This window comes from Priestia sp. JNUCC 25 (assembly GCF_053667915.1).
Genome location: NZ_CM132211.1, coordinates 497,392 through 521,593 on the forward strand (window position 1 = coordinate 497,392; position 24,202 = coordinate 521,593).

A 24,202-nucleotide genomic window follows, 5' to 3' on the forward strand; every position below is an offset into this window, starting at 1 on the left:
GGAAAGGATGGAGAACTACTATGAGCAAGCCCAAAAAGGTGCTTGGGTTAGTATCTTATCATATATCTTTTTATCAGCATGTAAACTTATCATTGCGGGTGTCACCGCTTCCTCTGCATTAAAAGCCGACGGTCTTAATAATGTTACAGATATTATTGCATCAATTGCCGTCTTAGTCGGCTTAAAAATCTCTAAAAAACCTCGTGATAATGATCATCCCTATGGACATTCCAGAGCGGAACATATCTCTTCACTTATTGCTTCTTTTATCATGATGGTCATCGGACTAGAAGTATTGGTCGATGCGGGTCAGTCATTATTTATGGACAAATCTGAAGCGCCTAATTTACTGGCTGCTTGGGTAGGTCTTGGAGCGGCTGCTGTTATGGGTGGTGTCTACCGATATAATATTAAGCTTGCTAAAAAACTTGATAGCCAGTCCTTATATGCGGTTGCTAAAGATAATTTGTCCGATGCACTTGTGAGTATAGGGGCTGTTGTGGGAATTTTCGGCTCACAGTTCGGCCTGCCCTGGCTGGACGTGGTAGCTGCTTTTGCTGTGGGAATTATTATTTGTAAAACAGCCATCGAGATTTTTAAAGAAGCGGCTCATTCCTTAACAGACGGATTCGACGAAGAGAAGTTAGGGCACTACAAAGAAAGCATCGAGCTTGTAGAAGGTGTAAAAGAAGTAGAAGATGTGAAAGCGCGCAAGCTTGGTAATCAAGTCGTGATTGATGTAACTGTTAAAGTAGATCCCCATTTAAATGTTATCAAAAGCCATGAAATTGCTGATCAAATTGAACATATGATGAACGATGAGCATCAAATTAAAGATACGCTTGTTCATATTGAACCTGATGCATACGAAAAGCAAAAATAAGACCAGCACGTTCTTTCGTTATGAAAGGATGCGCTGGTTTTATTTTGCGGGAATTTGAAATAAATCACAAAAACTTCTTCAAAAATGAAAATGAAAAGCCGTTATTAGTAATATAAAGATTTTTGTAGAAGGGTGAGGGAATGAAGAGGTTAAGTGCAAAGCTCGTAGTATTTTTTAGTATTTTTATAGCTATTTTATTATTAGTTGTTTCAGGGGCTGTTTATCAATTTACCAAAACGCAAATAGAAAAAGATGTAGAAGTACAGTCTCAAAGTCAAGTGAAAGAGTTAAAAGAAACGATTCATACGTACTTAGACATGTATAGTCGTTCTTTGCTGACGTATAGTGAAAACGATGTAATTGTTAATTTTGTTAAGCAGGAAGGAGATCAAACAAACCAAGAGAAAAATCCGTATTTTACATGGAACACAGTTCAAAAAGAGTTTACACAGTTTAAAGAAAAGTATCCAAACCTAGCACTTGAATACATAGGCACTAAAAATAAAGGAATGTATTCTGTTCCTAAACAAGAGTTTGGTTCAAACTATGATCCGACTTCAAGGGTATGGTACAAACAAGCAGTAGAATCACCTGAAGAGGTTATTTATACGGATCCATATGAAGATGCAGCAACAAAAAAGACGGTCGTGACAATTGCAAAGGCTATTTTAGATCCAGATACTAAAAATGTGCTGGGCGTTATAGCTACTGATTTAGACTTAGATGCATTAAAAAACATTGTAGGTAAAGCAGAAGTAAATCACGGTGGGTATGCATTTTTATTTGATCAAAATGGCACAGCGCTCGTTCATCCAACAGAAGCTGGGAAAAATTTAATGAATCAGCCATTTATGAAAAAAATGTACGAAGCAGACCGGAATAGAGATTTCATGAAGTATACCTTTCAAGGTGAAGAGAGAGTGATGGCATATGATACTCTCGAAGGGACGAATTGGAAGATAGGAAATGCCTTTATTTATAATGAAATGCTCTCAAGCGCTCATCATTTACTGACTGTTATTGTCTGGATTGCGTTAATTGGCATCTTATTATCAGTGGTGTTGACCATCTTTTTCTCAAGAATCATTACTAATCCGATTCGTCGCTTGAAAAATGAAGTAGCCAAAGTAACAGCTGGCGATTTAACGGTTCAGGTGAAGACGAAGTCAAAAGATGAAATTGGTGAGCTTACTCATTTATTTAATGATATGGTAGCCAAAATGAAAACATTGATCGGCACGGTTCAGACGTCTGTTGAGACAGTGAAAACGTCTGTTGAAGACTTGAGCGCCGTATCTGAAGAAGCAACTGCATCCAGTGAGGAAATTGGCCGGGCTATCCATGAGATTGCGAGCGGTGCCACGCAGCAAGCTTCGGATGCTGACTCTACTAATCATAAAACGATGAGTTTATCTTCGCAAATTGAAGAAGTCATTGAACAAAACGCACAGATTAATAAAATGACGATTGAAGCTGTAAGCATCAATGAAAAAGGTTTAAAACAGATGCAGCTCCTTCGCAACCAAACCACTGAATCGTCTCAAACGATTCACGCTGTTCAAGCTGTAATGGAAGAATTAACAAATAAGATGAAAAAAATTGAATCTATTATTTTCACGATTAATAGTATTTCAGATCAGACAAATTTACTTGCATTAAATGCTAGTATTGAAGCAGCTCGTGCAGGAGAACATGGCAAAGGATTTGCGGTAGTAGCTGAAGAAGTGCGGAAACTTGCTGAACAGTCCTCTCAGGCCACTGAACAAGTTCGCCATACGATCGGAGCGATTCAAGGGGAAGTCGCTGCTGCGCGTGAAGAATGCAACCGTACAGAAGAGCTTTCAAAGTCTCAAGACTTTGTGGTAGGAGATACAGAACGAGCTTTTCATGAAATTGCAACTACGATTGAACAAGTAGCAGCGGCTGTCGAACATGTGACAAGCAGCATGGACAGTATCGATGAGCATAAGGAAGACGTGGTAGCGGCAATTCAAAGCATAGCAGCTATTGCACAGCAATCAGCAGCGGGAACTGAAGAAATTACCGCTTCTACAGAAGAACAAATTAGAGCTATTTCTACTGTTTCTCAATCAGCTGAACATCTGCAAGAGATTAGTGAAGAATTAGCTAACTTGATTCGTCAATTTAAAATTCAATAGAAAAAAAGAGGCTAGGACAAAAGTATTTTAGTTAAAGGAAAATCCGAACGGTGAATTGAGATTCTTGATAAAGAATTCAACTCGTTCGGATTTTTTTATTGATATGGTGAACGCAGGTTTCATGTATGTTGCTGCTTCTAGCTGGTGATTGGAGGGCAAGACGAAGACTCCGGCCGCCCGCGGAAAGCGAAGTCTTGCACGGAAATCAGCAGCGGTGTCTCAAGCGATCCATATGAGCATATTTCTCCTATTTGTTTGCCTTTAGCTGGTTGTGTCTTAATCTCTCTTTTATGTTTAATAGGAAAACAACTTGCTGTAAGGCAAAAAGACTTGCTGAGTTGGATGTGCAACAGCTGACACACGCTGATGTGTAAACGGGTGTATAAAAGAAAGCTTAATGGCATGTAAAGCTTGCTGCTGCTCTTTTAATCTCTTTCCTCCATAAAGCGTATCGCCAAGTAATGGATAGCCGATGTGACTCATATGAACACGAATTTGGTGAGTGCGTCCGGTTTCGAGCGAAAGTTCAATAAGCGTTTCGTTTTTTGCCGTATTTCGTTTTAACACCCGATAACGTGTTTTGGCAGCTTGTCCCGTTCTAGATACTCTTCTTCTTGTAGCGTGATGACGATCGCGTCCAACGGGTTCATTGATGATGCCGTCCTCTTTTTTTATGATTCCTTGGACGAGGGCAATATAAGTCCGATTAATTTTACGTTCAGCCAGCAGCTGATCAAACACAGAGCTTGCTACAAAATGCTTCGTGAATAAGATAGCACCTGATGTATCGCTGTCCAAACGGTGAACGTGTCTAGGCTTTGTTTTGAGGCCTATTTTTTGAAAATAAGCAGCTACAGCATTTAAAAGAGTTTTTTGGTCTTGCTCTGATGAAGGATGAGTATCTAGGTTTATTGGTTTGTTTACGATTAGTACGTGCTCATCTTCAAACAAAATCTCTATATCAACATTGTAAGGTGTTATTTCATTAGGCTCTGCTTCAAAAAAAGGGAGTGACATTTTATCATGTTCCTTAAGCGTGTTTCTCCATGGTAAAGGCTCACCGTTTATAAGGACATTTTTATTCATCCGAAACTGATGCAACGTTTTTTTAGGAATACGCCATTTCGTTTTTAAATAATCTTCAATTGTTTGCCCTGCATCATTTTTTGCGATTTTATCTTCTAGCCATTGGCCGTGTATACTCATATTTAATCCCTTCCTTACATACTAGTAAATATCCTTTAATCTTTTAAAAGAACTTGTAAATAATTAGGAGGAAATAACTACCTGAAGTTCTCGTTTTATGTTTATGTTATGCTAAATAAAGAGACATAAGTTAAGAGAAAAAAGGGGGGGTAACCATGAAAATTGCCCAAGCAGCTCCGCCAGAAATGGAGAATTACATAGAAGAGTTGACTGAACAGCTTCGCTATGACTTGTTACCTCGGTATGTATCTGTAGATAAGCTTAATCCTGATGAATTATTAAACCCAGATTATTGTACAGACCATTTATATAATGGCTTACTCGATGAAGCATTGCAAGTCATTAGTAGCCTTCAGACAATAATTGCCGTGATTGAAGCGATTCAACATCGGCCGATTGAAGAAAGCGACTGCGAGCAATTCGAAAAAAATATTTCAATTTTAAAAAAATACGGGTTCTTATTTCCTGTTTCCATTGAGTGTTTTGCAAAAGAAAACAATTTGATTACGTATTCGTATGAATCGTTTTATAATTCATACATAAATTGAAAAGAAAAAAGCATGATTATCCCATGCTTTTTTCTTTTTTTTTTATGAATTTCGGCTTTCAATTGGATAAAAAAAGAACTTGTGATATCGTTAAGCTCGTATAAAGTTCTTATAGAAATATGAAATCAAATACTATCGTTTTTCATATAACAAATAAATTGAAATAATACAGATGTATAACGAACTGTAAATTATGTAAATCATACTAAATAATGTTATGATTAGACAGGCCGTATAAAGAAGAGCATTTATCTTTCATAAGATTACAAAACGTTTCAATCTTATTACATATGTTTAAAATTAGCCTAAATGGTTTCTTTTTACGCCTATATCATATACAATGCCCCCTAGATGATTTTTTCGAATAGCTAATAATCGTTTGGGATTATGAAAGGAGATTAATCATGAAAAAACTGATGTATACATTGCTCATTGGGTTAATTGCTGCAGCTTTAACAGCATGCGGTTCAAACGATGATGCAAAGCAATCAAAAAGTGATGATCAGAAAACTGCACAAACTGAGAAGCAAAAAGAGGCTCAGGAAAAGCAGGAAAAGCAAGCAAAAGAAATGCAGAAGAAATTAGATAAACAAAAAGTAGATGAGAAGAAAACCGTAGCGGTTGTAAACGGTAAAAAAGTTTCTGGTGAAGAATATAATGCTGCATTATCTTCATCACAAGCCCAATATCAACAAATGGGACAAGACCCAACATCTAAAGAAGCAGCTAAACAAGTAAAGCAGCAAACAATTGACAATTTAGTGGGTCAAACGCTGCTATTGCAAGAAGCTGAAAACAAAGGCTATAAAGCAACTGATGAAGAAGTAAATAAAAAGTTAAAAGAAACGAAAAAGCAGTTCAAAACAGATAAACAGTTTAAAGCGGCTTTAAAAGATGCAGGACTAACTCAATCACAATTAAAGTCTGAGCTGGCTGACAGCATTAAATATCAGCAGTACGTAGATAAAGACATCCAAACACCAGAAGTAACAGATAAAGAAATTCAAGATTATTACGATCAATTTGCAAAACAAAGCCAAAGTCAAGCAAGCGGCGGTAAAGAACAATCTCAAATGCCAAAGCTTGAAGACGTAAAGCCACAAATTAAGCAGCAGCTTGAACAACAAAAGAAACAAGAAGCATTGGAGAAAAAAGTTGAAGAACTTAAGAAAAATGCAAAAGTTGAAGTGAAGCTTTAAATACAAATGAAACGGCTCTTTAAAGGGCCGTTTTTTTGTTATGTACATTTATTGTTTCTTGTCAGTAAAAAGGGGTGCGTGAAAGATTTTATTGTATTTTGACTTATAAGGTAAAAAGTGTTCTGATGGTTTGCCTTTCATCCTATACTTTTCTTATATAGATATAAGAGAAATTGGGGGAGTCGATAAATGAAAAAGGTGGCTGTTTTTTTTGTTGGGCTTGTTTTTTTACTCGCGGGGATGGGTCTGACAGGCAATGCGTCTGCGGCGTCAAATCAACTTATTATTATTAACAAATCTACTAACACCCTTGCTTTTTATGATAGAGGAAAATTAGTAAGGACGTTCAAAGTTGCGACGGGGAGGCAGATGAGTTATACACCAGAGGGTACCTTTAGCATTGTGAATAAAATTAAAAACCGGCCTTATTATAAAGACAACATTCGGGGAGGAGATCCTAGGAATCCGCTAGGTGATCGCTGGCTAGGATTAAATGCGCGCGGAACATATGGAACGACGTATGCTATTCATGGAAATAATAATCCAAGTTCTATCGGGACTTACGCAAGTTCTGGGTGCATTCGTATGTATGATGAAGAGGTACGCTGGCTGTTTGACCGTGTTCAAACCGGTACAAAAGTGGTTATTGGTCAATTCCATTCTCAAAGTTTTGATTCAATCGCTGTTAAAAACAAATACAAAGTAAGCAGTGCTTCAGTCGCCCAGAATCTTTGTAAAACGAAAAAGCTCTCAAAAGGCCAAATTGGTTTTGTAACGATTCAATCACCGATGATTTTATTGAAGGAAGAAAAAGGAAAATGGGTAAAGATTCGTACGTTAAATCGCGGTGAACGCTATAATGTATATAAAATAGATGGCATTAAAGTCTCTTTAGGGCCAGGATTTATTGAAAATTATCCTAATAAAAAAACATCCATAAAATTAGATATTTGCAAATAGAAAATACCGTTCATATAGCTGACTATATGAACGGTATTTTTTGAATTTTTAATAATGTTTATTATAATAAAAAACAGGGAAACTAATTGCCTAATGAAGAGAGAGAAAGGGTTGTTTGAGCGTATGTCTACAATAGATTTATCAAAATTCGAGAAAAAAATGATTATTCGTAACATCAAACCGGACGATATAGATGAAATTTTAGCACTTCAAAAGCTATCATTCCCGGGAATGGATCCGTGGAAAAAAGAACAGCTTGAAAGTCACCTGGCCATTTTTCCAGAAGGACAAATATGTGCAGAGTACGACGGGGAAATTATCGGATCTTGTTCAAGCTTGATTGTGAACTTTGATGAGTACGATGATCAGCATACGTGGGACGATATTACAGACGAAGGATACATTACAAATCATAACCCGGAAGGCTACAATCTGTATGGAATTGAAGTAATGGTTCATCCAAAGTATCGCGGCATGAAAATAGGACGCCGCTTATATGAAGCGCGTAAAGATTTAGCACGTGAATTGAACCTGAAAAGTATCATCATTGGAGGAAGAATTCCTAATTACCATAAGCATTCAGCTGAAATGTCGCCTAGAGAATATGTAGAGCAAGTTATTCATCATAAAATTTATGATCCAGTGCTATCTTTTCAGCTAATGAACGGATTTACGCTTATGCGTATAAACCCTGGTTATCTTCCGGATGATCTAGCTTCTAATAAGTATGCAACGTTGATGGAATGGAACAACGTAGATTACGTTCGCCGTTCAAAACGCCATTTTAAAACATCATTCCCAGTGCGTATTTGTGTTGTTCAGTATATGATGAAACAGATCAATTCATTTGAAGAGTTTGCAACACAGGTAGAATATTATACAGATGTTGCTTATGATGCAAAAGCCGACTTCTGCGTATTCCCGGAAATTTTCACAACTCAGCTAATGTCTTTCTTGAATGAAAAGATCCCAAGCAAAGCGGTTCAGCGCGTAGCAGAATATACGGAAGAGTACATTGAGCTATTTACTAACTTAGCGGTTAAATATAACGTAAATATTATTGGAGGATCCCACTTTGTCGAAGAAGATAATGGAGATATCTTTAATATTGCCTATCTATTCCGCCGAGATGGAACAATTGAAAAGCAGTACAAAGTGCATATTACACCTAATGAAAGAAAATGGTGGGGAATTAGCCCAGGAGATAAAGTTGAAGTGTTTGATACAGATTGCGGTAAAATTGCGATCCAAATTTGCTATGACATTGAATTTCCGGAGCTTGCCCGTATTGCTACCGATAAAGGTGCAAATATTATTTTTACACCATTCTGTACGGAAGACCGTCAAGGTTATCTGCGCGTAAGATACTGCTCTCAGGCGCGCGCGATCGAAAACCAAATTTATACGGTTATCGCAGGTACAGTTGGAAACTTGCCTGAAACAGAAAACATGGATATTCAGTATGCTCAGTCTGCTATTTTTGCACCGTCTGACTTTGAATTTGCACGAGACGGTATTGTAGGAGAATGTAATCCTAATATTGAAATGGTAGTTATTGGAGATGTAGATTTAGAAATTCTTCGTCGCCAGCGTCAATCGGGAACGGTTCGTCAATTAAAAGACCGACGCCATGACGTTTACAATATTAAATATAAAAAATAACGCAGTTTCTAAAAACATCATGCAAATGCATGGTGTTTTTTATTTCAACTTTTGCCATAATAAAAACTATTACAATGAATTTTGTGGACTAACCATGGAAAAGAGGGGAAAACATGAGTTTTCATGGACAATCGGTATTACCCGCTGTTCGAGATATGAAGCAATTGGAAAAATTTTTAGTAAGTAATTATGAGTACGGAGTTCTTTTAGACAATCAAGTGGGCATGCTAAAAGGAATTATGAAAGAGGTCCATAAGCATGAAAAGAAGCTAATCATTCATTTAGATTTAATTCATGGCTTAAAGCACGATGAGTATGCGGTTGATTTTTTGTGTCAGGAGTTTAAGCCTGCGGGAATTATTTCGACAAGAACAAACGTTATTTTAAAAGCTAAACAAAGAGGGATTTATGCCATTCAACGGGTCTTTTTATTGGACAGCACAGCTTTGAAGAAAAGCTATGAGTTAATGAAGAAAGTAAAACCGGATTATATTGAGCTTCTTCCTGGAATTGTGCCCACTTTAATCCAAGAAGTTAAAGCTGAAACGGGCATTCCGGTGTTAGCTGGAGGCTTAATACGAACGGCAGAAGAAGTTCATAATGCTTTAGAAGCCGGGGCTTCTGCTGTTACAACATCAAATAGAGAACTGTGGAGTATTTCAACTTAAAAAAACTGTTTGACAACGCTTTCATCATCTAGTAAACTTCTAGATAAGTTAATAGATGTGAGGGAGAATAGGAGATCCACGGTATAGCCTTTTAATGATTTTATTAGGGGGATGTATTGTGGATTTTCTTATTTTCTTGTCATTTTAATCGTTTTCATACAAAGGGGAGGTTATTTATATGCAAGCATTCTTAGGAGAAATAATTGGAACAATGATTTTAATTATCCTTGGCGCTGGTGTATGTGCGGGCGTCAATTTAAAAAAATCGTTTGCTGCTAATTCGGGATGGATCGTTATCACAATGGGATGGGGAATGGCAGTAGCGATGGCAGCATATGCGGTTGGTAATATGAGTGGGGCACACTTAAATCCAGCGTTAACCGTAGCGCTTGCTATTACAGGTGATTTTCCATGGTCACAAGTACCGATGTACATCTTAGCTCAGTTTATTGGAGCCATTCTTGGTGCAACAGTTGTTTATTTACACTATCTTCCACACTGGAAAGAAACAAAAGATGCTGGTACAAAATTAGGCGTATTCGCAACGGGGCCAGCAATTGCTAACCCATTTGCAAACGTTTTAAGTGAGGCGATTGGAACGTTTGTATTAGTAGTAGGAATCTTAGCAATTGGAGCAAATAAATTTACAGATGGATTAAATCCTTTAGTAGTAGGATTTTTAATCGTAAGTATTGGTTTATCATTAGGAGGAACAACAGGCTATGCCATCAACCCTGCTCGTGATTTAGGACCTCGTATTGCTCATGCTATCTTGCCCATACCTGGCAAAGGCAACTCGAACTGGAAATATGCTTGGGTGCCAGTAGTGGGTCCTTTAGTAGGCGGATCAATCGGGGCAGTATTTTACCAAGCGGCATTTTTAAATAAAATGTCAAGCAGCTTATGGGTTGTTTTAAGTCTAGCGCTGATTGTTTTAGCAGTTATCTACGCTGTTTCTAAACAAAAGGCAGCACAGATTCAATCAGCAGTAGTACCGAAAAAATGAATGAGCTTTACCATCTAACTATGTACAATAAAGAAACGACAATATACAGAGAATAGGGGATATTGATATGGAAAAATTTATTTTATCTTTAGACCAAGGAACAACAAGCTCACGAGCAATGTTATTTAATAAAAAAGGTGAAGTTGTACATGTAGCTCAAAAAGAGTTTACACAGTACTTTCCAAAACCAGGTTGGGTAGAGCATAATGCAAGTGAAATTTGGGGTTCTATCCTAGCAGTTATCGCATCTTGTTTATCTGAGTCAGGTGTTCATGCGGATCAAATCGAAGGAATTGGGATTACCAATCAGCGTGAAACAGCAGTAGTATGGGAAAAAACAACAGGGAAGCCGGTGTACAATGCAATTGTATGGCAGTCTCGACAAACGTCTGGTATTTGTGAAGAATTAAAAGCAAAAGGATTAAACGATACGTTCCGCGACAAAACGGGATTATTAATTGATGCATACTTCTCTGGAACAAAAGTGAAGTGGATTTTAGATAACGTAGAAGGTGCACGAGAAAAAGCAGAAAACGGTGAATTGTTATTTGGAACAATTGATACATGGTTAATTTGGAAGCTATCAGGCGGAAAGGCGCATGTAACGGATTACTCAAACGCATCCCGCACGCTTATGTTCAATATCTACGATTTAAAATGGGATGATGAACTGCTAGATATCTTAGGGGTACCGAAATCAATGCTTCCAGAAGTAAAGCCTTCTTCTGAAGTATACGCCCATACAGTAGATTATCATTTCTTTGGTAAAAACATTCCAATTGCTGGAGCAGCAGGGGATCAGCAAGCCGCTTTATTTGGACAAGCGTGCTATGAAAAAGGAATGGCGAAAAACACCTATGGAACAGGCTGCTTTATGCTCATGAATACGGGTGAAAAAGCAGTTAAGTCCGATCACGGCTTATTAACTACATTAGCATGGGGGATTAACGGTAAGGTAGAATATGCGCTTGAAGGCAGTATTTTTGTAGCAGGATCTGCTATTCAGTGGCTTCGCGACGGTTTAAGAATGTTTAAAAATGCGGCTGAAACTGAAAACTATGCAACGCGAGTAGAGTCTACAGACGGTGTATATATTGTGCCAGCTTTCGTAGGACTTGGAACACCTTATTGGGATAGCGATGTACGGGGAGCGATGTTTGGGTTGACTCGTGGTACAAAAAAAGAACACTTTATCCGTGCAACGCTTGAATCACTGGCTTATCAAACAAGAGATGTATTAAGTGCGATGGAAGCAGATTCTGGAATTACATTAAAAACATTGCGTGTAGACGGGGGAGCAGTTAAGAATAATTTCTTAATGCAGTTCCAAAGTGATGTGTTAAACGTTCCGGTTGAGCGTCCTCAAGTGAATGAAACAACGGCTCTTGGGGCAGCATATTTAGCGGGTCTTGCGGTCGGCTACTGGAAAGATTGCGATGAAATTGCGCAGCAGTGGAATATGGAAAAATCTTTCGAACCAAATATGGAAGAAGAAAAGCGTGAAGAATTATATAGCGGCTGGAAAAAAGCCGTACATGCAACAATGGCTTTTAAGTAATTATTTGATGAAAACACTTTAATTAAAAGCGCATGTATGATATAATTTAATCAAGTTAATAAATTGGTTGGAGAATCGGAGAGACCACAGATCCATATATAGACATACTATATATGTGATTTGTGGTCTCTCTTTTTTGTATATTGGAAAAATTTGATATCTTTAAAAATTGAAAGGGGAATGACGTATGTTTTCAAGTCAAACACGTTCGAATAAATTGGTAGACATGACACAAAATCAATATGATTTACTAGTAATTGGTGGGGGAATTACTGGGTCAGGTATTGCGCTTGATGCGACTCATCGAGGCATGAAAACGGCATTAGTTGAAATGCAGGATTTCGCAGCAGGAACATCTAGTCGTTCAACGAAGCTTGTTCACGGCGGTCTACGCTATTTAAAACAGTTTGAAGTTAAAATGGTAGCCGAAGTTGGTAAAGAACGTGCCATCGTATATGAAAATGGGCCTCATGTAACGACTCCGGAGTGGATGCTGTTACCTTTCCATACGGGTGGAACATTCGGTAAATTCTCAACTTCAATTGGACTGCGCGTATATGATTTTTTAGCTGGTGTAAAACGCTCAGAGCGCCGCAAAATGTTTAGCGCAGAAGAAACACTTAGCCGCGAGCCATTGGTGAAATCTAAAGATTTAAAAGGCGGCGGTTACTACGTTGAATATAAAACAGATGATGCACGTTTAACGATTGAAGTAGCTAAAGAAGCTGCCGCAAGAGGAGCAGACTTAGTCAATTACACAAAAGTGGAAAACTTTATCTACGATAAAGGAAAAGTAGTAGGGGTTGTTGTTCGTGATCAGCTTACGAATAAAGAATATAATATTTATGCAAAAAAAATCGTCAACGCTGCAGGTCCATGGGTGGACACGCTGCGTGAAAAAGATAATTCAAAAAAAGGCAAGCAGCTTCAATTAACAAAAGGAATTCACTTAGTTATTGATCAAGAGCGCTTTCCATTAAAACAAGCCATTTATTTTGATACACCTGATGGACGTATGGTGTTTGCAATTCCGCGTGATGGAAAAACATATGTGGGCACAACAGACACGGTCTATAAAGAAGACGCTAGACATCCGCGTATGACTGTAAAAGACCGTCAATATGTTATTGATGCGATTAACTATATGTTCCCAACGGTTGATATTACAGTAGACGACGTAGAATCAAGCTGGGCGGGTGTTCGTCCACTTATTCACGAACAAGGAAAAGATCCTTCTGAAATCTCGCGTAAAGATGAAATCTGGACATCAGAATCAGGTTTAATTACAATCGCTGGAGGGAAATTAACTGGGTACCGTAAAATGGCTGAAATTGTCGTAAATCGCGTAGCTGAAGATTTTAAAGCAGAAGGACGCGAATTTGAAAGCTGTCAAACTAAACATTTACCGATTTCTGGAGGTAATGTAGGCGGTTCAGGTGGGTTCCCAACGTTTGTAGAGCAAAAAGTCAAAGAAGGCATCAAACTAGGGTTATCACGTGACGCTGCTGAAAAGCTTGTAAAACGCTATGGTTCAAACGTAGATAAAGTATACCGCTACATGATTGAACGTCCCGATCAGCTAAAAAACAGCGACCTTCCAGCTAGTGTATTTCTGCAAATTCAATATGGCATAGAAGAAGAAATGGTTTCAAAACCAGTGGACTTCTTCATTAGACGTACGGGCGCTTTATTCTTTGATATCAACTGGGTAAGAAGCTGGAAAAAACAAGTGATTGCTCATATGGCCGAAGAGTTAAAGTGGACGCCTGAGCAAACAAAAGCTTATACGGATGAATTAGAACAGCACCTTCATGACGCAGTTGTACCAGTAGATGAAAAAGTTAACCGTATGACAGGTATTTCATGATAAAATAAAAAAGTACCTCAAAATTTGTCAATACAGCCATAATATAATAGCAGGAAGTCAAATTTGGACGAAGAAATATAATATGACTGTTAAAAAAAGAGAAAGACGATTACTCGTTTTTCTCTTTTCATACATATTTACATTTATATAAGGGGGCTTTTTTTTATGAGTTGGAAAGAAACGTATACATCTTGGATTAATCATCCAAATTTAGATCCTGAATTACGTCAAAATTTAGACGCAATCAAAGGTGATGAAAAACAATTAGAAGATAGTTTTTACAAAACATTGGAATTTGGAACAGGCGGAATGCGTGGGGAAATTGGAGCGGGTACAAACCGTATGAATACGTATACAATCCGAAAAGCTTCCGAAGGCTTTGCTGAGTACATTAAACAAGCTGGTGAAGAAGCTATCAAGCAAGGCGTAGTCATTGCGTATGATTCTCGCCACAAATCGCCTGAATTTGCGATGGAAGCAGCAAAAACATTAGCAAGTCACGGAATTAAAACGTATGTATTTGAAGAGCTAAGACCAACACCTGAACTTTCATTTGCAGTGCGTGAGCTAAACGCATTTGGAGGTATTGTTATTACAGCGAGCCACAATCCTCCTGAATATAACGGATACAAAGTATATGGTCCAGACGGTGGTCAGCTGCCGCCAAAAGAAGCTGATGAACTAGTTGGCTTTGTAAATGCTGTGGAAAATGAACTTACATTAGCTGTTCAATCTGAAGCGGAGCTAAAAGAAAAAGGTCTTATTGAAATGATTGGTTCAGCGATTGACGAAGCATACAATGAGAAACTAAAAACGATTTTAATTAATCCAGAGCTAGCTTCTGAAACAGGTAAAGACTTAAAGGTAGTGTTTACACCTCTACATGGTACAGCTAATAAGCCAGTTCGCAACGCGCTTCAATCCATCGGTTACGAAAATGTCACGGTTATTGAAGAACAAGAACTTCCTGATCCAAATTTCTCGACGGTTAAATCTCCGAATCCTGAAGAGCCGGCTGCATTTGAATATGCTGTTCGTAAAGGAAAAGAAATTGATGCAGATATCTTAATCGCAACGGATCCAGATGCAGACCGTTTAGGAATTGCTGTCAAAGATCCAAGCGGCGAATATGCGTTATTAACAGGAAACCAAACGGGTGCTTTATTGCTTCACTATTTGCTTTCTCAAAAGAAAGAAAAAGGCGTGCTGCCTGCTAATGGCGTTGTGTTAAAAACGATTGTAACATCAGAAATCGGCGCACAAATTGCTCGTTCATTTGGACTGCAAGTTGTTGACACTCTAACAGGTTTTAAATTTATCGGTGAAAAAATTAAGCAATATGAGCAAACGGGCGAGTATACATTCCAATTCGGTTATGAAGAAAGCTACGGCTATTTAATTGGTGACTTTGCTCGTGACAAAGACGCTGTACAAGCAGCCATTCTAGCAGTAGAAGCTTGTGCTTATTATAAAAAGCAGGGCATGACGCTATATGAAGCGCTTCAGCAAGTGTTTACTAAATATGGCTTCTATCGTGAAGGTCTGAAATCTTTAACGCTTAAAGGAAAAGAAGGATCTGAGCAAATTCAGCATATTTTGGCTACATTTAGAAATGAACCTCCTACTGACATTGCAGGATTAAATGTTTCGGTTGTAGAGGATTATACATTAAGCGAGCGTCAGCAGATTAAAGCAGGAAAAGTAGAAGAAATTACATTACCAAAATCAAATGTATTAAAATATATCTTAGAAGACGGTTCTTGGTTCTGCCTTCGTCCGTCTGGTACAGAGCCAAAGGTGAAGTTCTATTTTGGCGTCGTGTCAGAAGATGAAGCAACGAGCATTGCCCATTTAGAAGCTGTACAAACAGCTGTAATGGGTGAAGTAGAACGGGTATTAGATAAAGTGAAAACGGTATAAAAGTAAAGCCTGCTCAAACTTGAGCAGGCTTCTTTTATGATACTTTATTTGATTGCGTATTTGACAAATACGAAGAAGATCGTAGGGCTTTATAAATTCTCGGAGCAAGCATAGCCCCAAGAACAGTAAAAATAAGATCCTTTACCGCAAACCACGACATAATCTTCCAAGCGGCTGCATATGTCATTGCAGGAGCTTCAAGCCAGTAATTAACCGCTACATACATATACGTAGTACCAATTAAATAAATAACGGCAATACCAACTAGCGATGAAATTAAAAAGATAGAAAAAGTTGGCTTGCCGCGCATTTCCATAATTTTGCCTGTGATAAATGCTGCTACAATATAAGAAAGCAAAAAGCCGCCGGTGCTTCCAAATAAAATACCAATTCCTGCTTTAAATTGAGCAAATACCGGAGCGCCGGCAATGCCAATTAATACATATACAATCATCGAAATAGAACCCATTCGGCTCCCAAGTAAAAGTCCTGCTAATATAACAAAAAAAGGCTGAAGTGAAAGAGGCACGCCGCCTACTTGTAAAAAAGGTGCCCAAGAAGTAATGTTTGCACCAATAGCCATAAGAGCCGCAAACATACCGGCTAGCGTTAAATCTAATGTGCGAAACCTTTTAGTACTCATATATGTTCCTCCCAGTATGTACTGAAATATCTTAGCGTATGTACTGAAGATTGTACGTCGAATTCACTTTTATGTCAACGGTAAAAATAAATATGTTTACATATATTATTTAATGGTTTTTGAAATAAAGTATGCATATTTTTAGTGCAACATAAAAAAATAAAGAAGGGAATTCATCCCTTCTTTGTCCAAGTGTGTGTATCAAAAGTACTAGTACAATGATTCTTCCAGAAGCTCCGGGTTGTGCTCCGAATATTCCGTTGCATGATCAATGTAGCGTAGTAAAGAATAAAGCTCTTCTTGAATGATGCGGTAGTTTCGTTCAAAATTGTAGGCGTGCAAAAAATGTTCAATCTTTTTTGAAAGAAAATCGTCGTCTGTTCGAACCATTAAAATTAATAAGTTATCCCATTGTGAACGGTGTGTGTAATACAAAGCTCGATCATAATCAATTACATCCATTAATAACGTTCCTCCTTTTGAGGAGTTGAAATTAGTGTATGATATTTGCGGGAATTCTTACGCTGTAAATGTTGGGCAAAAGACCAGTGCATAATTAAAAGAGGTTGTAGTCATTATGCAAGAAGAATAAACGTACAGCACCGGATAAATGATAAGAAAGGCAAAGAATGATGCAGCATAACAGTTATATTACATCCATTATTTAAGACAACTAAATAAAAATCCCCTTTTCTTGAAAAAATAAAGCTTCTTTTTGATGAAAACACATGAATTGACATGTTTGTACATAGATTGAAGTAAGGAGTGAAAGGGGGAGCTGTCGTGAAAGAAGCAGATTATAAGCAATTATACCGTGCGATTGATGAAATTACGGAAATAGCTAGCGGTTTCGGCTTAGATTTTTATCCGATGCGCTATGAAATTTGCCCGGCAGATATTATTTATACGTTTGGTGCATATGGGATGCCAACTCGTTTTTCACATTGGAGCTTTGGAAAACAATTTTACAAAATGAAATTACACTACGATCTTGGATTGAGTAAAATTTATGAATTAGTTATCAATTCAGATCCTTGTTATGCATTTTTATTGGATTCCAATGCGCTTATTCAGAATAAATTAATTGTAGCTCACGTGTTAGCCCACTGTGACTTCTTTAAAAATAACAGCCGTTTTGCCAACACTAAACGGGATATGGTAGAAAGTATGGCAGCGACCGCTGATCGAATTAAAGAATACGAAGTAAAGCACGGTAAGCGTGAAGTAGAAAAGTTTTTGGATGCTGTCCTATCGATTCAGGAACATATTGATCCGTCTCTTATGCGTGCCAAGCTTTCTTGGAGCATAGATGATGTAGAATCATCGGAAGAAGAAATCATTTCTCCTTACGATGATTTATGGAATTTGGATTATAAAGAAAAGAAAAAACCAAAACCTCCAAAGTCTTTTAAAAAATTTCCGCCTCAGCCTGAAAAAGACATCTTATTATTTATTGAAGAATACAGTCCTTATTTAGAGGATTGGCAGCGGGATATTTTAACGATGATGCGAGAAGAAATGCTTTATTTCTGGCCGCAGCTTGAAACAAAAATTATGAATGAAGGCTGGGCTTCTTTCTGGCATCAGCGCATTATTCGAGAAATGGACTTAACGAGTGATGAAGCGATAGAATTCGCCAAGCTAAATGCAGGGGTTGTGCAGCCGTCTAAGACGGGAATCAATCCATATTATTTAGGATTAAAAATCTTTGAAGACATTGAAGAACGCTACAATAATCCAACAGAAGATATGATTCGCCGGGGCGTGGAGCCTGGATCAGGAAGAGAGAAGATGTTTGAGGTACGTGAGGTTGAATCAGATATTTCCTTTATCCGCAATTACTTAACAAAAGATTTAGTCATGCGGGAGGATATGTACTTATTCCAAAAACAAGGAAAAGACTATAAAATCGTCGACAAAGAGTGGACAGAAGTTAGAGATCAGCTTGTTAATATGCGCGTAAACGGCGGATTTCCTTACATCACAGTAACCAATGGAGACTATTTAAAAAATGGAGAGCTCTATTTAAAACACTGGTATGAAGGAATTGAATTAGATGTCAAATACTTAGAAAAAGTGGTACCATACGTTCATCAGCTTTGGGGCCGCCCCGTTCATTTAGAAACGGTAATGGAAGGCAAGCCAATCGCCTTTACGTATGATGGAAAAACAGTGCATAGAAAACATTTGTAAAAAAGAAGACCGCTTAAACAGCGGTCTTTTTGGGCTTCTGTAATTTATCCATATAAATTGAAAAAATAAAATTACTGTGCAATAATCGAATGAGAATTACTTTCATTTAGAAAGGAAGATAAGATGTTTGTTGTAAACGCAAGTTTTGAAACAGAAAAGAAATTTGAAGAACAGCTCAAGCAAAAAGCTAACAAAAACAAAGCAGAAATTGAGGCAGCCAAAGGAAATTTATCGTTCGAATGCTGGAAAAAATATTCCGCAGATAAAGTTGAATATGTCCTTGTATCCAAGTGGGAAGACAAGCAGTTCTTTCAAGCGTGGATCTCAAGAGAAGAACATGTGAACAAACATAAAGAAGCGAATAAAAAGAAAATGAAAGCATGTTCTGAAGCTATGGAAATCAAGAAAACGCTGCGCTTTTATGAGGCGGTAGAAGAGGACATTCTTTCCTAAAAAAGCATGCTTGACTTTCATAAATGTTGTAACTATAATGATTACAACAAAATAGGAGTGAGAGCAATGAAAATTAGCAGTCGATTCACCGTGGCCGTTCACATACTATCTTTAATTAAAGTAGATAGCAGTCACCCTAGTACTTCAGAGTGGATTGCTAGCAGTGTAAATACAAATCCTGTTGTTATAAGACGAGTAATTGGGATGTTAAAGAAAGCTGGACTCGTGGGTGTAAAAGCCGGAGCTGGCGGAGCTTATCTATTGAAAGATTTAGAAGAGATAACGTTGTTAGACGTTTACCGAGCGGTGGCGGCGGTGGAAGAAGGAGAATTGTTTCAAATGCATGAAAATCCGAATGTGGAGTGTCCTGTAGGAGCCAATATTCAAAGTGTCCTTGAATTGATTTTAAAACGTTCTCAAGATGCCATGGAACAAGTCTTAGCCGATGTGACCATGAAAGAATTAGTGACGGATTTAATAGCAAAAATAGATGCATAATAACATGCTTCTGTTCGTAAAAAAACGGAGAAACCTAGGTTTCTCCGTTTTTTTATAGCTTCACAATTGTTCGTCCTCGAGCTTGTCCTTTTAATAAAGTCGGAAGTACCTCAGGGAGCTGTTGTAGTGAAATTTCCTGCTGAATGAAAGGTTCGAAGCTTTCAGGCTTAAAGTCATTAGCGAGTCTATTCCAAATTTCTTTTCGAGTAGGCATTGGACAGTAAACAGAATCGATACCTAATAAATTAATCCCTCTTAAAATGAAGGGAAAGACGGTTGTTGGCACTTTGCCTCCAGCTGTTAGCCCGCTGACAGCTACAGAGCCTCCGTACTGAATTTGACTGAGAACAGAAGCTAGAGGCTCTCCGCCCACAGGATCCACCGCAGCGGCCCATTTTTGCTTGCCTAATGCTTTTAATTTGCCGTTATAAACGTCTTCACGCGCTACAATAGAGGAAGCGCCAAGCTCTTTCAAATAAGCTGCTTCCGAGCTTTTTCCCGTACTTGCTTCCACTGTGTAGCCTAATTTTGAAAGAATGGCAACCGCAAAGCTTCCTACACCTCCCGTAGCGCCTGTTACAAGCACAGAGCCATTAGATGGGCTAGTATGGTTTTCCTCTAAGCGATGCACAGATAAAGCAGCTGTAAAGCCAGCTGTTCCGATAATCATTGCTTCTTTTAACGTTAAATTTTCAGGAAGAGGGACAATCCATTCGCTGAGTATGCGCGCATACTCACTATAGCCTCCAAAGTGTGATACGCCAATGTCATAGCTTGTTGCAATGACACGATCACCTTCTTTAAAATCAGGGCTGTCAGAAGATACAACAACTCCTGCTAGGTCGATTCCTGGGACAAACGGATAGCTTGTCACAATATTGCCGTTTGCGATGCTGGCTAAGCTATCTTTATAATTCACCCCTGAATAATGAACGCGAATAAGTACATCGCCTTCTAGCAAATCGTTTAGCGTCAGTTCTTGGACGGACGCCTCCACTTGGTCTTCCCTTTTTTTATCTACCACTAATGCTGAAAATGATTGCTCCATTTTATTTCTCCTTTCTATACTGAGATGTATATGTCTATACATAGATTACCTTATTTCTATACCCATTATAGAAAATAGTAAAAGAAGTTCATAATACTTTGATTACGAAACGAGTCATTTCATTATAAAATAGCGGTATAGCTAAACATTAGTTAGCAATACATAGGAAAGAGGAGAAGAGAAATGAGTACAAACATATATTTTAACCATGATGCAGGTATTGATGATTTAGTATCCCTTTTTTTACTGCTGCAAATGGATGATGTAAAGGTAACAGGGGTATCTGTTATTCCCGCTGACGGATACCTAGAGCCAGGTATCAGCGCAAGCCAAAAAATTATTGATCGTTTTGGAAGTTATGATATTGAGGTAGCCAAATCTACTTCACGCGGTATGAACCCATTTCCAAAGGAATGGCGCATGCATACATTTTATGTAGATGCACTGCCGATTTTAAATGAAAAAGGGGAAGTGCAAACAAAAATAAGTCAGCTGCCTGCTCATGATCATTTAATTGAAACATTACAACATACAGCCGAAAAAACGACTTTATTATTTACAGGACCATTAACTGATTTGGCAAGAGCACTTGAAAAAGCGCCGGAAATAGAAGAGAAAATTGACAAGTTAGTGTGGATGGGCGGTACATTTCAAGAAGTAGGAAATGTACAGGAGCCTGAACATGATGGAACGGCGGAATGGAATGCTTTTTGGGATCCAGAAGCAGTAGCAAAAGTATGGGAAAGCAGAATTAAAATTGAGATGGTTGCTTTAGAAAGCACGAATCAAGTTCCATTAACACCGGCTATTCGTCAAATGTGGGCTTCACTTCGCAGATATGAAGGAGTAGACTTTGTAGGGCAGTGCTACGCGGCCTGTCCGCCGCTTGTGCATGTTGAAACCAATTCAACATATTATTTGTGGGATGTACTCACAACAGCATTTACAGGGAATTCAACACTTGTGAAGGTAAAAACCGTTTCGAGTATTGTGCATACAGAAACACCGAGCCAAGGAAGAACAGAAATTTCCCAAGAGGGACGACCTGTAGAAGTCGTATATGATGTCACAGCTGAAGCGTTCTTTACGTACATTACAGATTTAATGAAAAAAGCAGTAGCCAAATAAAGAAAAAGGTTGCACATGAAAGTGTGCAACCTTTTTAATGAATCATATTCAAGAATTGACGTGTCCGCTCTTGTTGAGGATTTGAAAATATTTGATCCGGTGTACCTCTTTCCATAATGACACCTTGATCCATAAAAATAACTTCATCCGCTACTTCACGGGCAAAGCGCATTTCGTGAGTTACCACCACCATCGTCATTCCTTCTTTTGCCAAGTCTTTCATCGCTTGAAGAACGTCTCCTACAAGCTCAGGATCAAGAGCTGAAGTAGGCTCATCAAACAGCATAACTTTTGGGTCCATCGCCATTGCTCTGGCGATGCCAACACGCTGTTGTTGTCCGCCTGATAGTTGGAAAGGATAAAAGTCAAGCTTGTCTTCTAAGCCAACTCGTGTTAATAATTCTTTCCCTCTTTTTTCTGCTTCTTGAGTAGAAACGCCTTTTACAATTACAGGACCTTCCATAACATTTTCAAGCGCACTTTTATGAGGAAACAAGTTATAGTTTTGAAAGACCATACCTGTTAGGCTTCGAAATGAAGTAATGTCTTTTTTACGAACAGGTTTGGTGAAATTCATGCTTTTTTTATCAAGTTCAATCGTGCCGTCTGTTGGGATTTCTAAAAGATTTAAGCAACGTAAAAAAGTAGTTTTACCCGATCCAGAAGGACCAATCAATACAATTACCTTGCCCTGTTCAACTTTTAAATCAATTCCTTTTAATACTTGCAAATCACCGAATGATTTATGCAAATTTTTGATATTAATCATATGAAAAACTCCTTTAGCTACTCGAAACGGTTATTTAGATACGTAACGATCTAGTCTTATTTCAATGCGTCCTTGGATAATGGATAAGATTGTGCACATAATCCAGTACAAGAGCGCTGCCTCACTATAAAGAAGTAAAAATTCATAGTTAGTCGAAGCAATTTCTTGAGCTTTACGGAACATCTCAGAAACAAGAATGAGCGATGCAAGTGACGTATCTTTAATAAGGCTAATAAAAGAGTTAGATAATGGCGGAATCGATACACGTGCTGCTTGCGGTAAAATAATCCGTCTTAACGCTTGGGAATAGGTCATACCAAGTGAGTAACCAGCTTCCCACTGTCCTTTAGGAATAGATTGAATCGCTGCTCGAATAATTTCAGATGCATACGCACCTACACTTAATGAAAATCCAATAATAGCAGAGATAAATGGATCAATTGTTATATCTAAATTGGGTAAGCCGTAGAAAATAATAAATAATTGCACAAGCAGCGGTGTACCTCGAATAATCGATACATAGATGCGCGCAATTATATTTAAAAATTTTATAGATGATAAACGAGCCAAGGCTGTTAAGACAGCTAAAATGATACCGAGTACAAACGTGATTAATGTTAGTGGAATAGAATATTGAATAGCTCCCTTTAGCATTGGTAGGAGAGATGATTGAGCGATTGAAATCAATTGATTCAATCGCTCTCCATCAGGAAAAATATTATTTAGGAGAAACATCTTCGCCAAACCATTTCTTAGAAATTTTTGCGTATGTTCCGTCTTTTTTCATATCTTTCAATGCTTTGTTTACTTCATCCACTAACTTACCGCTGTCTTTTCTAAACATAAAGCCGCTTGCAGCACCATCGGATTTTTCATCCGCGATTTTGATAGGTGCGTTAGGGTGCTTTTTCTTATAGTCAAGGAACGATAATTTATCGTTGATTGTAGCATCAACACGGTTTGCGCTCATTAGTTCTACTGCTTGAGCAAAACCTTCAGCACTCGTAATGTTTGCACCATAAGATTGAGCCATGTCTTTATAGTTACTTGTTAATGACTGCGCTGATTTTTTTCCTTTTAAATCTTTAAATGATTTGATATCTTTTTCGTCTTTACGAACAATTAATACAGCGCCTGACTGGATGTATGGGTCAGAGAAATCGTATTTCTTTTGACGATCTTCACGAATACCCACTTCATTAGCAATCATGTCAAAGCGTTTAGCATCTAATCCGGCAAACATGCCATCCCACTGTGTTTCTTTGAACTCAGCTTTTACGCCAAGACGTTTAGCTACTTCTTGAGCCAACTCTACATCAAACCCAGTTAGCTTTTGTTTGTCATCATGAAAAGTGAACGGAGGGTATGTACCTTCAGTTCCAATTGTTAATACACCATCTTTTTTCACTTTATTATATAAATCCCCTTGTGAAGATTTATTGTCTCCATTGTTTGCTTCATTTTTTGAGCTAGAACCGCATGCGGCAAGCACAACTGTGAAAGCTAATAGTAGCGACAAAAGTGCAGCAAATTTCTTCATTTTCTAAACCCCCTAGTATTCTGATAGGAAATGATACTCTGTGATACTAAACAAGAACACAGCAAAAGTCAACAAAAAAAACTTATACGATTAATGTGACTTAAAATAAGGGAAATATACCTTCTATACACGGTTTGTCATAAAGATACAGAAAGATTTTAAAATTTGGATTAAGTGGATTTTTAAGGGAGGTTTGAGGAGTAAAAAGGAAGTTTCATGCGACGATTTTCTCTTTCATTTTTTCATGACTTTTGGTGCAATAAACATATAGTTAAATGTTAAGGTAGAAATAAA

The 24,202-nt window shown here is 38.0% G+C and carries 22 protein-coding genes; 15 read left to right on the forward strand and 7 right to left on the reverse strand.

Annotation, left to right across the window (positions count from 1 at the left end; translation table 11 throughout):
• Positions 1-7: 7 nt before the first annotated feature.
• A complete protein-coding gene (locus tag JNUCC25_RS02665; RefSeq protein ID WP_013055254.1) occupies positions 8-883 on the forward strand; it encodes a cation diffusion facilitator family transporter in 876 nt (291 codons plus the stop codon).
• 140 nt (positions 884-1,023) lie between these two features.
• Positions 1,024-3,042 (forward strand): methyl-accepting chemotaxis protein, encoded by a 2,019-nt coding sequence (locus tag JNUCC25_RS02670; protein ID WP_061859884.1) that lies wholly within the window; start codon positions 1,024-1,026, stop codon positions 3,040-3,042.
• A 294-nt stretch (positions 3,043-3,336) separates the two neighbouring features.
• Here the strand turns inward: JNUCC25_RS02670 and JNUCC25_RS02675 are convergent, their stop codons facing one another.
• Positions 3,337-4,248, reverse strand: coding sequence for an RluA family pseudouridine synthase (locus tag JNUCC25_RS02675; RefSeq protein WP_078081443.1), 912 nt, complete (start codon positions 4,246-4,248; stop codon positions 3,337-3,339).
• A 155-nt stretch (positions 4,249-4,403) separates the two neighbouring features.
• Between JNUCC25_RS02675 and JNUCC25_RS02680 the strand changes: the two genes are divergently transcribed.
• From JNUCC25_RS02680 to JNUCC25_RS02720, 9 genes are all read left to right on the forward strand, one after another.
• Positions 4,404-4,796 carry a YhcU family protein gene (locus JNUCC25_RS02680; protein WP_013055257.1) on the forward strand — a complete coding sequence of 131 codons (393 nt, stop codon included), beginning with the start codon at positions 4,404-4,406 and terminating at the stop codon, positions 4,794-4,796.
• Between the two features lie 404 nt (positions 4,797-5,200).
• Entirely contained in the window at positions 5,201-5,995 is a 795-nt protein-coding gene (locus JNUCC25_RS02685) for a SurA N-terminal domain-containing protein (RefSeq protein WP_013055258.1), read from the forward strand.
• A 189-nt stretch (positions 5,996-6,184) separates the two neighbouring features.
• On the forward strand, positions 6,185-6,955 hold the full coding sequence (locus tag JNUCC25_RS02690) for a L,D-transpeptidase (protein WP_029320722.1): 771 nt from the start codon (positions 6,185-6,187) through the stop codon (positions 6,953-6,955).
• A 123-nt stretch (positions 6,956-7,078) separates the two neighbouring features.
• On the forward strand, positions 7,079-8,617 hold the full coding sequence (locus tag JNUCC25_RS02695) for a carbon-nitrogen hydrolase family protein (protein ID WP_013055260.1): 1,539 nt from the start codon (positions 7,079-7,081) through the stop codon (positions 8,615-8,617).
• Between the two features lie 113 nt (positions 8,618-8,730).
• Positions 8,731-9,285, forward strand: a complete 555-nt coding sequence (locus tag JNUCC25_RS02700) for a glycerol-3-phosphate responsive antiterminator (RefSeq protein WP_013055261.1) — start codon at positions 8,731-8,733, stop codon at positions 9,283-9,285.
• 178 nt (positions 9,286-9,463) lie between these two features.
• Positions 9,464-10,291: an MIP/aquaporin family protein gene (locus JNUCC25_RS02705; RefSeq protein ID WP_029320725.1), complete on the forward strand. Its 828-nt coding sequence runs from the start codon at positions 9,464-9,466 to the stop codon at positions 10,289-10,291.
• 67 nt (positions 10,292-10,358) lie between these two features.
• Complete coding sequence (gene glpK, locus JNUCC25_RS02710; protein WP_057274975.1) at positions 10,359-11,849, forward strand: glycerol kinase GlpK; 1,491 nt, start codon at positions 10,359-10,361, stop codon at positions 11,847-11,849.
• A 187-nt stretch (positions 11,850-12,036) separates the two neighbouring features.
• Positions 12,037-13,716: a glycerol-3-phosphate dehydrogenase/oxidase gene (locus JNUCC25_RS02715; protein WP_013055264.1), complete on the forward strand. Its 1,680-nt coding sequence runs from the start codon at positions 12,037-12,039 to the stop codon at positions 13,714-13,716.
• Between the two features lie 165 nt (positions 13,717-13,881).
• Entirely contained in the window at positions 13,882-15,636 is a 1,755-nt protein-coding gene (locus tag JNUCC25_RS02720; RefSeq protein ID WP_029320728.1) for a phospho-sugar mutase, read from the forward strand.
• Between the two features lie 34 nt (positions 15,637-15,670).
• Here the strand turns inward: JNUCC25_RS02720 and JNUCC25_RS02725 are convergent, their stop codons facing one another.
• The gene (locus JNUCC25_RS02725) at positions 15,671-16,279 is read right to left on the reverse strand and encodes a biotin transporter BioY (protein WP_013055266.1); all 609 of its coding nucleotides are present in this window, start codon (positions 16,277-16,279) and stop codon (positions 15,671-15,673) included.
• 210 nt (positions 16,280-16,489) lie between these two features.
• Positions 16,490-16,741 carry a YhdB family protein gene (locus JNUCC25_RS02730; protein ID WP_013055267.1) on the reverse strand — a complete coding sequence of 84 codons (252 nt, stop codon included), beginning with the start codon at positions 16,739-16,741 and terminating at the stop codon, positions 16,490-16,492.
• 321 nt (positions 16,742-17,062) lie between these two features.
• Between JNUCC25_RS02730 and JNUCC25_RS02735 the strand changes: the two genes are divergently transcribed.
• The 3 genes from JNUCC25_RS02735 to JNUCC25_RS02745 all read left to right on the forward strand — a co-directional run bounded on the left by JNUCC25_RS02735 (position 17,063) and on the right by JNUCC25_RS02745 (position 19,423).
• On the forward strand, positions 17,063-18,472 hold the full coding sequence (locus JNUCC25_RS02735) for a SpoVR family protein (RefSeq protein ID WP_013055269.1): 1,410 nt from the start codon (positions 17,063-17,065) through the stop codon (positions 18,470-18,472).
• 123 nt (positions 18,473-18,595) lie between these two features.
• Complete coding sequence (locus JNUCC25_RS02740; protein WP_078081444.1) at positions 18,596-18,925, forward strand: antibiotic biosynthesis monooxygenase family protein; 330 nt, start codon at positions 18,596-18,598, stop codon at positions 18,923-18,925.
• Positions 18,926-18,991: 66 nt separating this feature from the next.
• Positions 18,992-19,423, forward strand: a complete 432-nt coding sequence (locus JNUCC25_RS02745; RefSeq protein WP_013081642.1) for an Rrf2 family transcriptional regulator — start codon at positions 18,992-18,994, stop codon at positions 19,421-19,423.
• A gap of 52 nt (positions 19,424-19,475) precedes the next feature.
• Here the strand turns inward: JNUCC25_RS02745 and JNUCC25_RS02750 are convergent, their stop codons facing one another.
• On the reverse strand, positions 19,476-20,471 hold the full coding sequence (locus JNUCC25_RS02750) for an NADPH:quinone oxidoreductase family protein (RefSeq protein WP_029320729.1): 996 nt from the start codon (positions 20,469-20,471) through the stop codon (positions 19,476-19,478).
• A 183-nt stretch (positions 20,472-20,654) separates the two neighbouring features.
• Here JNUCC25_RS02750 and JNUCC25_RS02755 point away from each other — a divergent pair, with 183 nt between their 5' ends.
• Positions 20,655-21,599, forward strand: a complete 945-nt coding sequence (locus JNUCC25_RS02755) for a nucleoside hydrolase (protein ID WP_029320731.1) — start codon at positions 20,655-20,657, stop codon at positions 21,597-21,599.
• A gap of 34 nt (positions 21,600-21,633) precedes the next feature.
• On the opposite strand, the gene JNUCC25_RS02760 is transcribed toward JNUCC25_RS02755, so the two are convergent.
• From JNUCC25_RS02760 to JNUCC25_RS02770, 3 genes are read right to left on the reverse strand one after another with little or no spacing between them, the layout of a single operon-like run.
• Positions 21,634-22,368: an amino acid ABC transporter ATP-binding protein gene (locus JNUCC25_RS02760; RefSeq protein WP_029320733.1), complete on the reverse strand. Its 735-nt coding sequence runs from the start codon at positions 22,366-22,368 to the stop codon at positions 21,634-21,636.
• Between the two features lie 30 nt (positions 22,369-22,398).
• Complete coding sequence (locus tag JNUCC25_RS02765) at positions 22,399-23,103, reverse strand: amino acid ABC transporter permease (RefSeq protein ID WP_029320735.1); 705 nt, start codon at positions 23,101-23,103, stop codon at positions 22,399-22,401.
• Positions 23,087-23,908 (reverse strand): amino acid ABC transporter substrate-binding protein, encoded by an 822-nt coding sequence (locus JNUCC25_RS02770; RefSeq protein WP_013055276.1) that lies wholly within the window; start codon positions 23,906-23,908, stop codon positions 23,087-23,089. The genes JNUCC25_RS02765 and JNUCC25_RS02770 overlap by 17 nt, the downstream gene beginning before the upstream one ends.
• Positions 23,909-24,202 lie beyond the last annotated feature (294 nt).

Excerpts from the sequence above, each read along its gene's own strand:
- JNUCC25_RS02665 (WP_013055254.1), top strand. The coding sequence starts at position 8 with ATGGAGAACTACTATGAGCAAGCCCAAAAAGGTGCTTGGGTTAGTATC.
- JNUCC25_RS02670 (WP_061859884.1), top strand. The coding sequence starts at position 1,024 with ATGAAGAGGTTAAGTGCAAAGCTCGTAGTATTTTTTAGTATTTTTATA.
- JNUCC25_RS02675 (WP_078081443.1), bottom strand. The coding sequence starts at position 4,248 with ATGAGTATACACGGCCAATGGCTAGAAGATAAAATCGCAAAAAATGAT.
- JNUCC25_RS02680 (WP_013055257.1), top strand. The coding sequence starts at position 4,404 with ATGAAAATTGCCCAAGCAGCTCCGCCAGAAATGGAGAATTACATAGAA.
- JNUCC25_RS02685 (WP_013055258.1), top strand. The coding sequence starts at position 5,201 with ATGAAAAAACTGATGTATACATTGCTCATTGGGTTAATTGCTGCAGCT.
- JNUCC25_RS02690 (WP_029320722.1), top strand. The coding sequence starts at position 6,185 with ATGAAAAAGGTGGCTGTTTTTTTTGTTGGGCTTGTTTTTTTACTCGCG.
- JNUCC25_RS02695 (WP_013055260.1), top strand. The coding sequence starts at position 7,079 with ATGTCTACAATAGATTTATCAAAATTCGAGAAAAAAATGATTATTCGT.
- JNUCC25_RS02700 (WP_013055261.1), top strand. The coding sequence starts at position 8,731 with ATGAGTTTTCATGGACAATCGGTATTACCCGCTGTTCGAGATATGAAG.
- JNUCC25_RS02705 (WP_029320725.1), top strand. The coding sequence starts at position 9,464 with ATGCAAGCATTCTTAGGAGAAATAATTGGAACAATGATTTTAATTATC.
- glpK (WP_057274975.1), top strand. The coding sequence starts at position 10,359 with ATGGAAAAATTTATTTTATCTTTAGACCAAGGAACAACAAGCTCACGA.
- JNUCC25_RS02715 (WP_013055264.1), top strand. The coding sequence starts at position 12,037 with ATGTTTTCAAGTCAAACACGTTCGAATAAATTGGTAGACATGACACAA.
- JNUCC25_RS02720 (WP_029320728.1), top strand. The coding sequence starts at position 13,882 with ATGAGTTGGAAAGAAACGTATACATCTTGGATTAATCATCCAAATTTA.
- JNUCC25_RS02725 (WP_013055266.1), bottom strand. The coding sequence starts at position 16,279 with ATGAGTACTAAAAGGTTTCGCACATTAGATTTAACGCTAGCCGGTATG.
- JNUCC25_RS02730 (WP_013055267.1), bottom strand. The coding sequence starts at position 16,741 with ATGGATGTAATTGATTATGATCGAGCTTTGTATTACACACACCGTTCA.
- JNUCC25_RS02740 (WP_078081444.1), top strand. The coding sequence starts at position 18,596 with ATGTTTGTTGTAAACGCAAGTTTTGAAACAGAAAAGAAATTTGAAGAA.
- JNUCC25_RS02745 (WP_013081642.1), top strand. The coding sequence starts at position 18,992 with ATGAAAATTAGCAGTCGATTCACCGTGGCCGTTCACATACTATCTTTA.
- JNUCC25_RS02750 (WP_029320729.1), bottom strand. The coding sequence starts at position 20,471 with ATGGAGCAATCATTTTCAGCATTAGTGGTAGATAAAAAAAGGGAAGAC.
- JNUCC25_RS02755 (WP_029320731.1), top strand. The coding sequence starts at position 20,655 with ATGAGTACAAACATATATTTTAACCATGATGCAGGTATTGATGATTTA.
- JNUCC25_RS02760 (WP_029320733.1), bottom strand. The coding sequence starts at position 22,368 with ATGATTAATATCAAAAATTTGCATAAATCATTCGGTGATTTGCAAGTA.
- JNUCC25_RS02765 (WP_029320735.1), bottom strand. The coding sequence starts at position 23,103 with ATGTTTCTCCTAAATAATATTTTTCCTGATGGAGAGCGATTGAATCAA.
- JNUCC25_RS02770 (WP_013055276.1), bottom strand. The coding sequence starts at position 23,908 with ATGAAGAAATTTGCTGCACTTTTGTCGCTACTATTAGCTTTCACAGTT.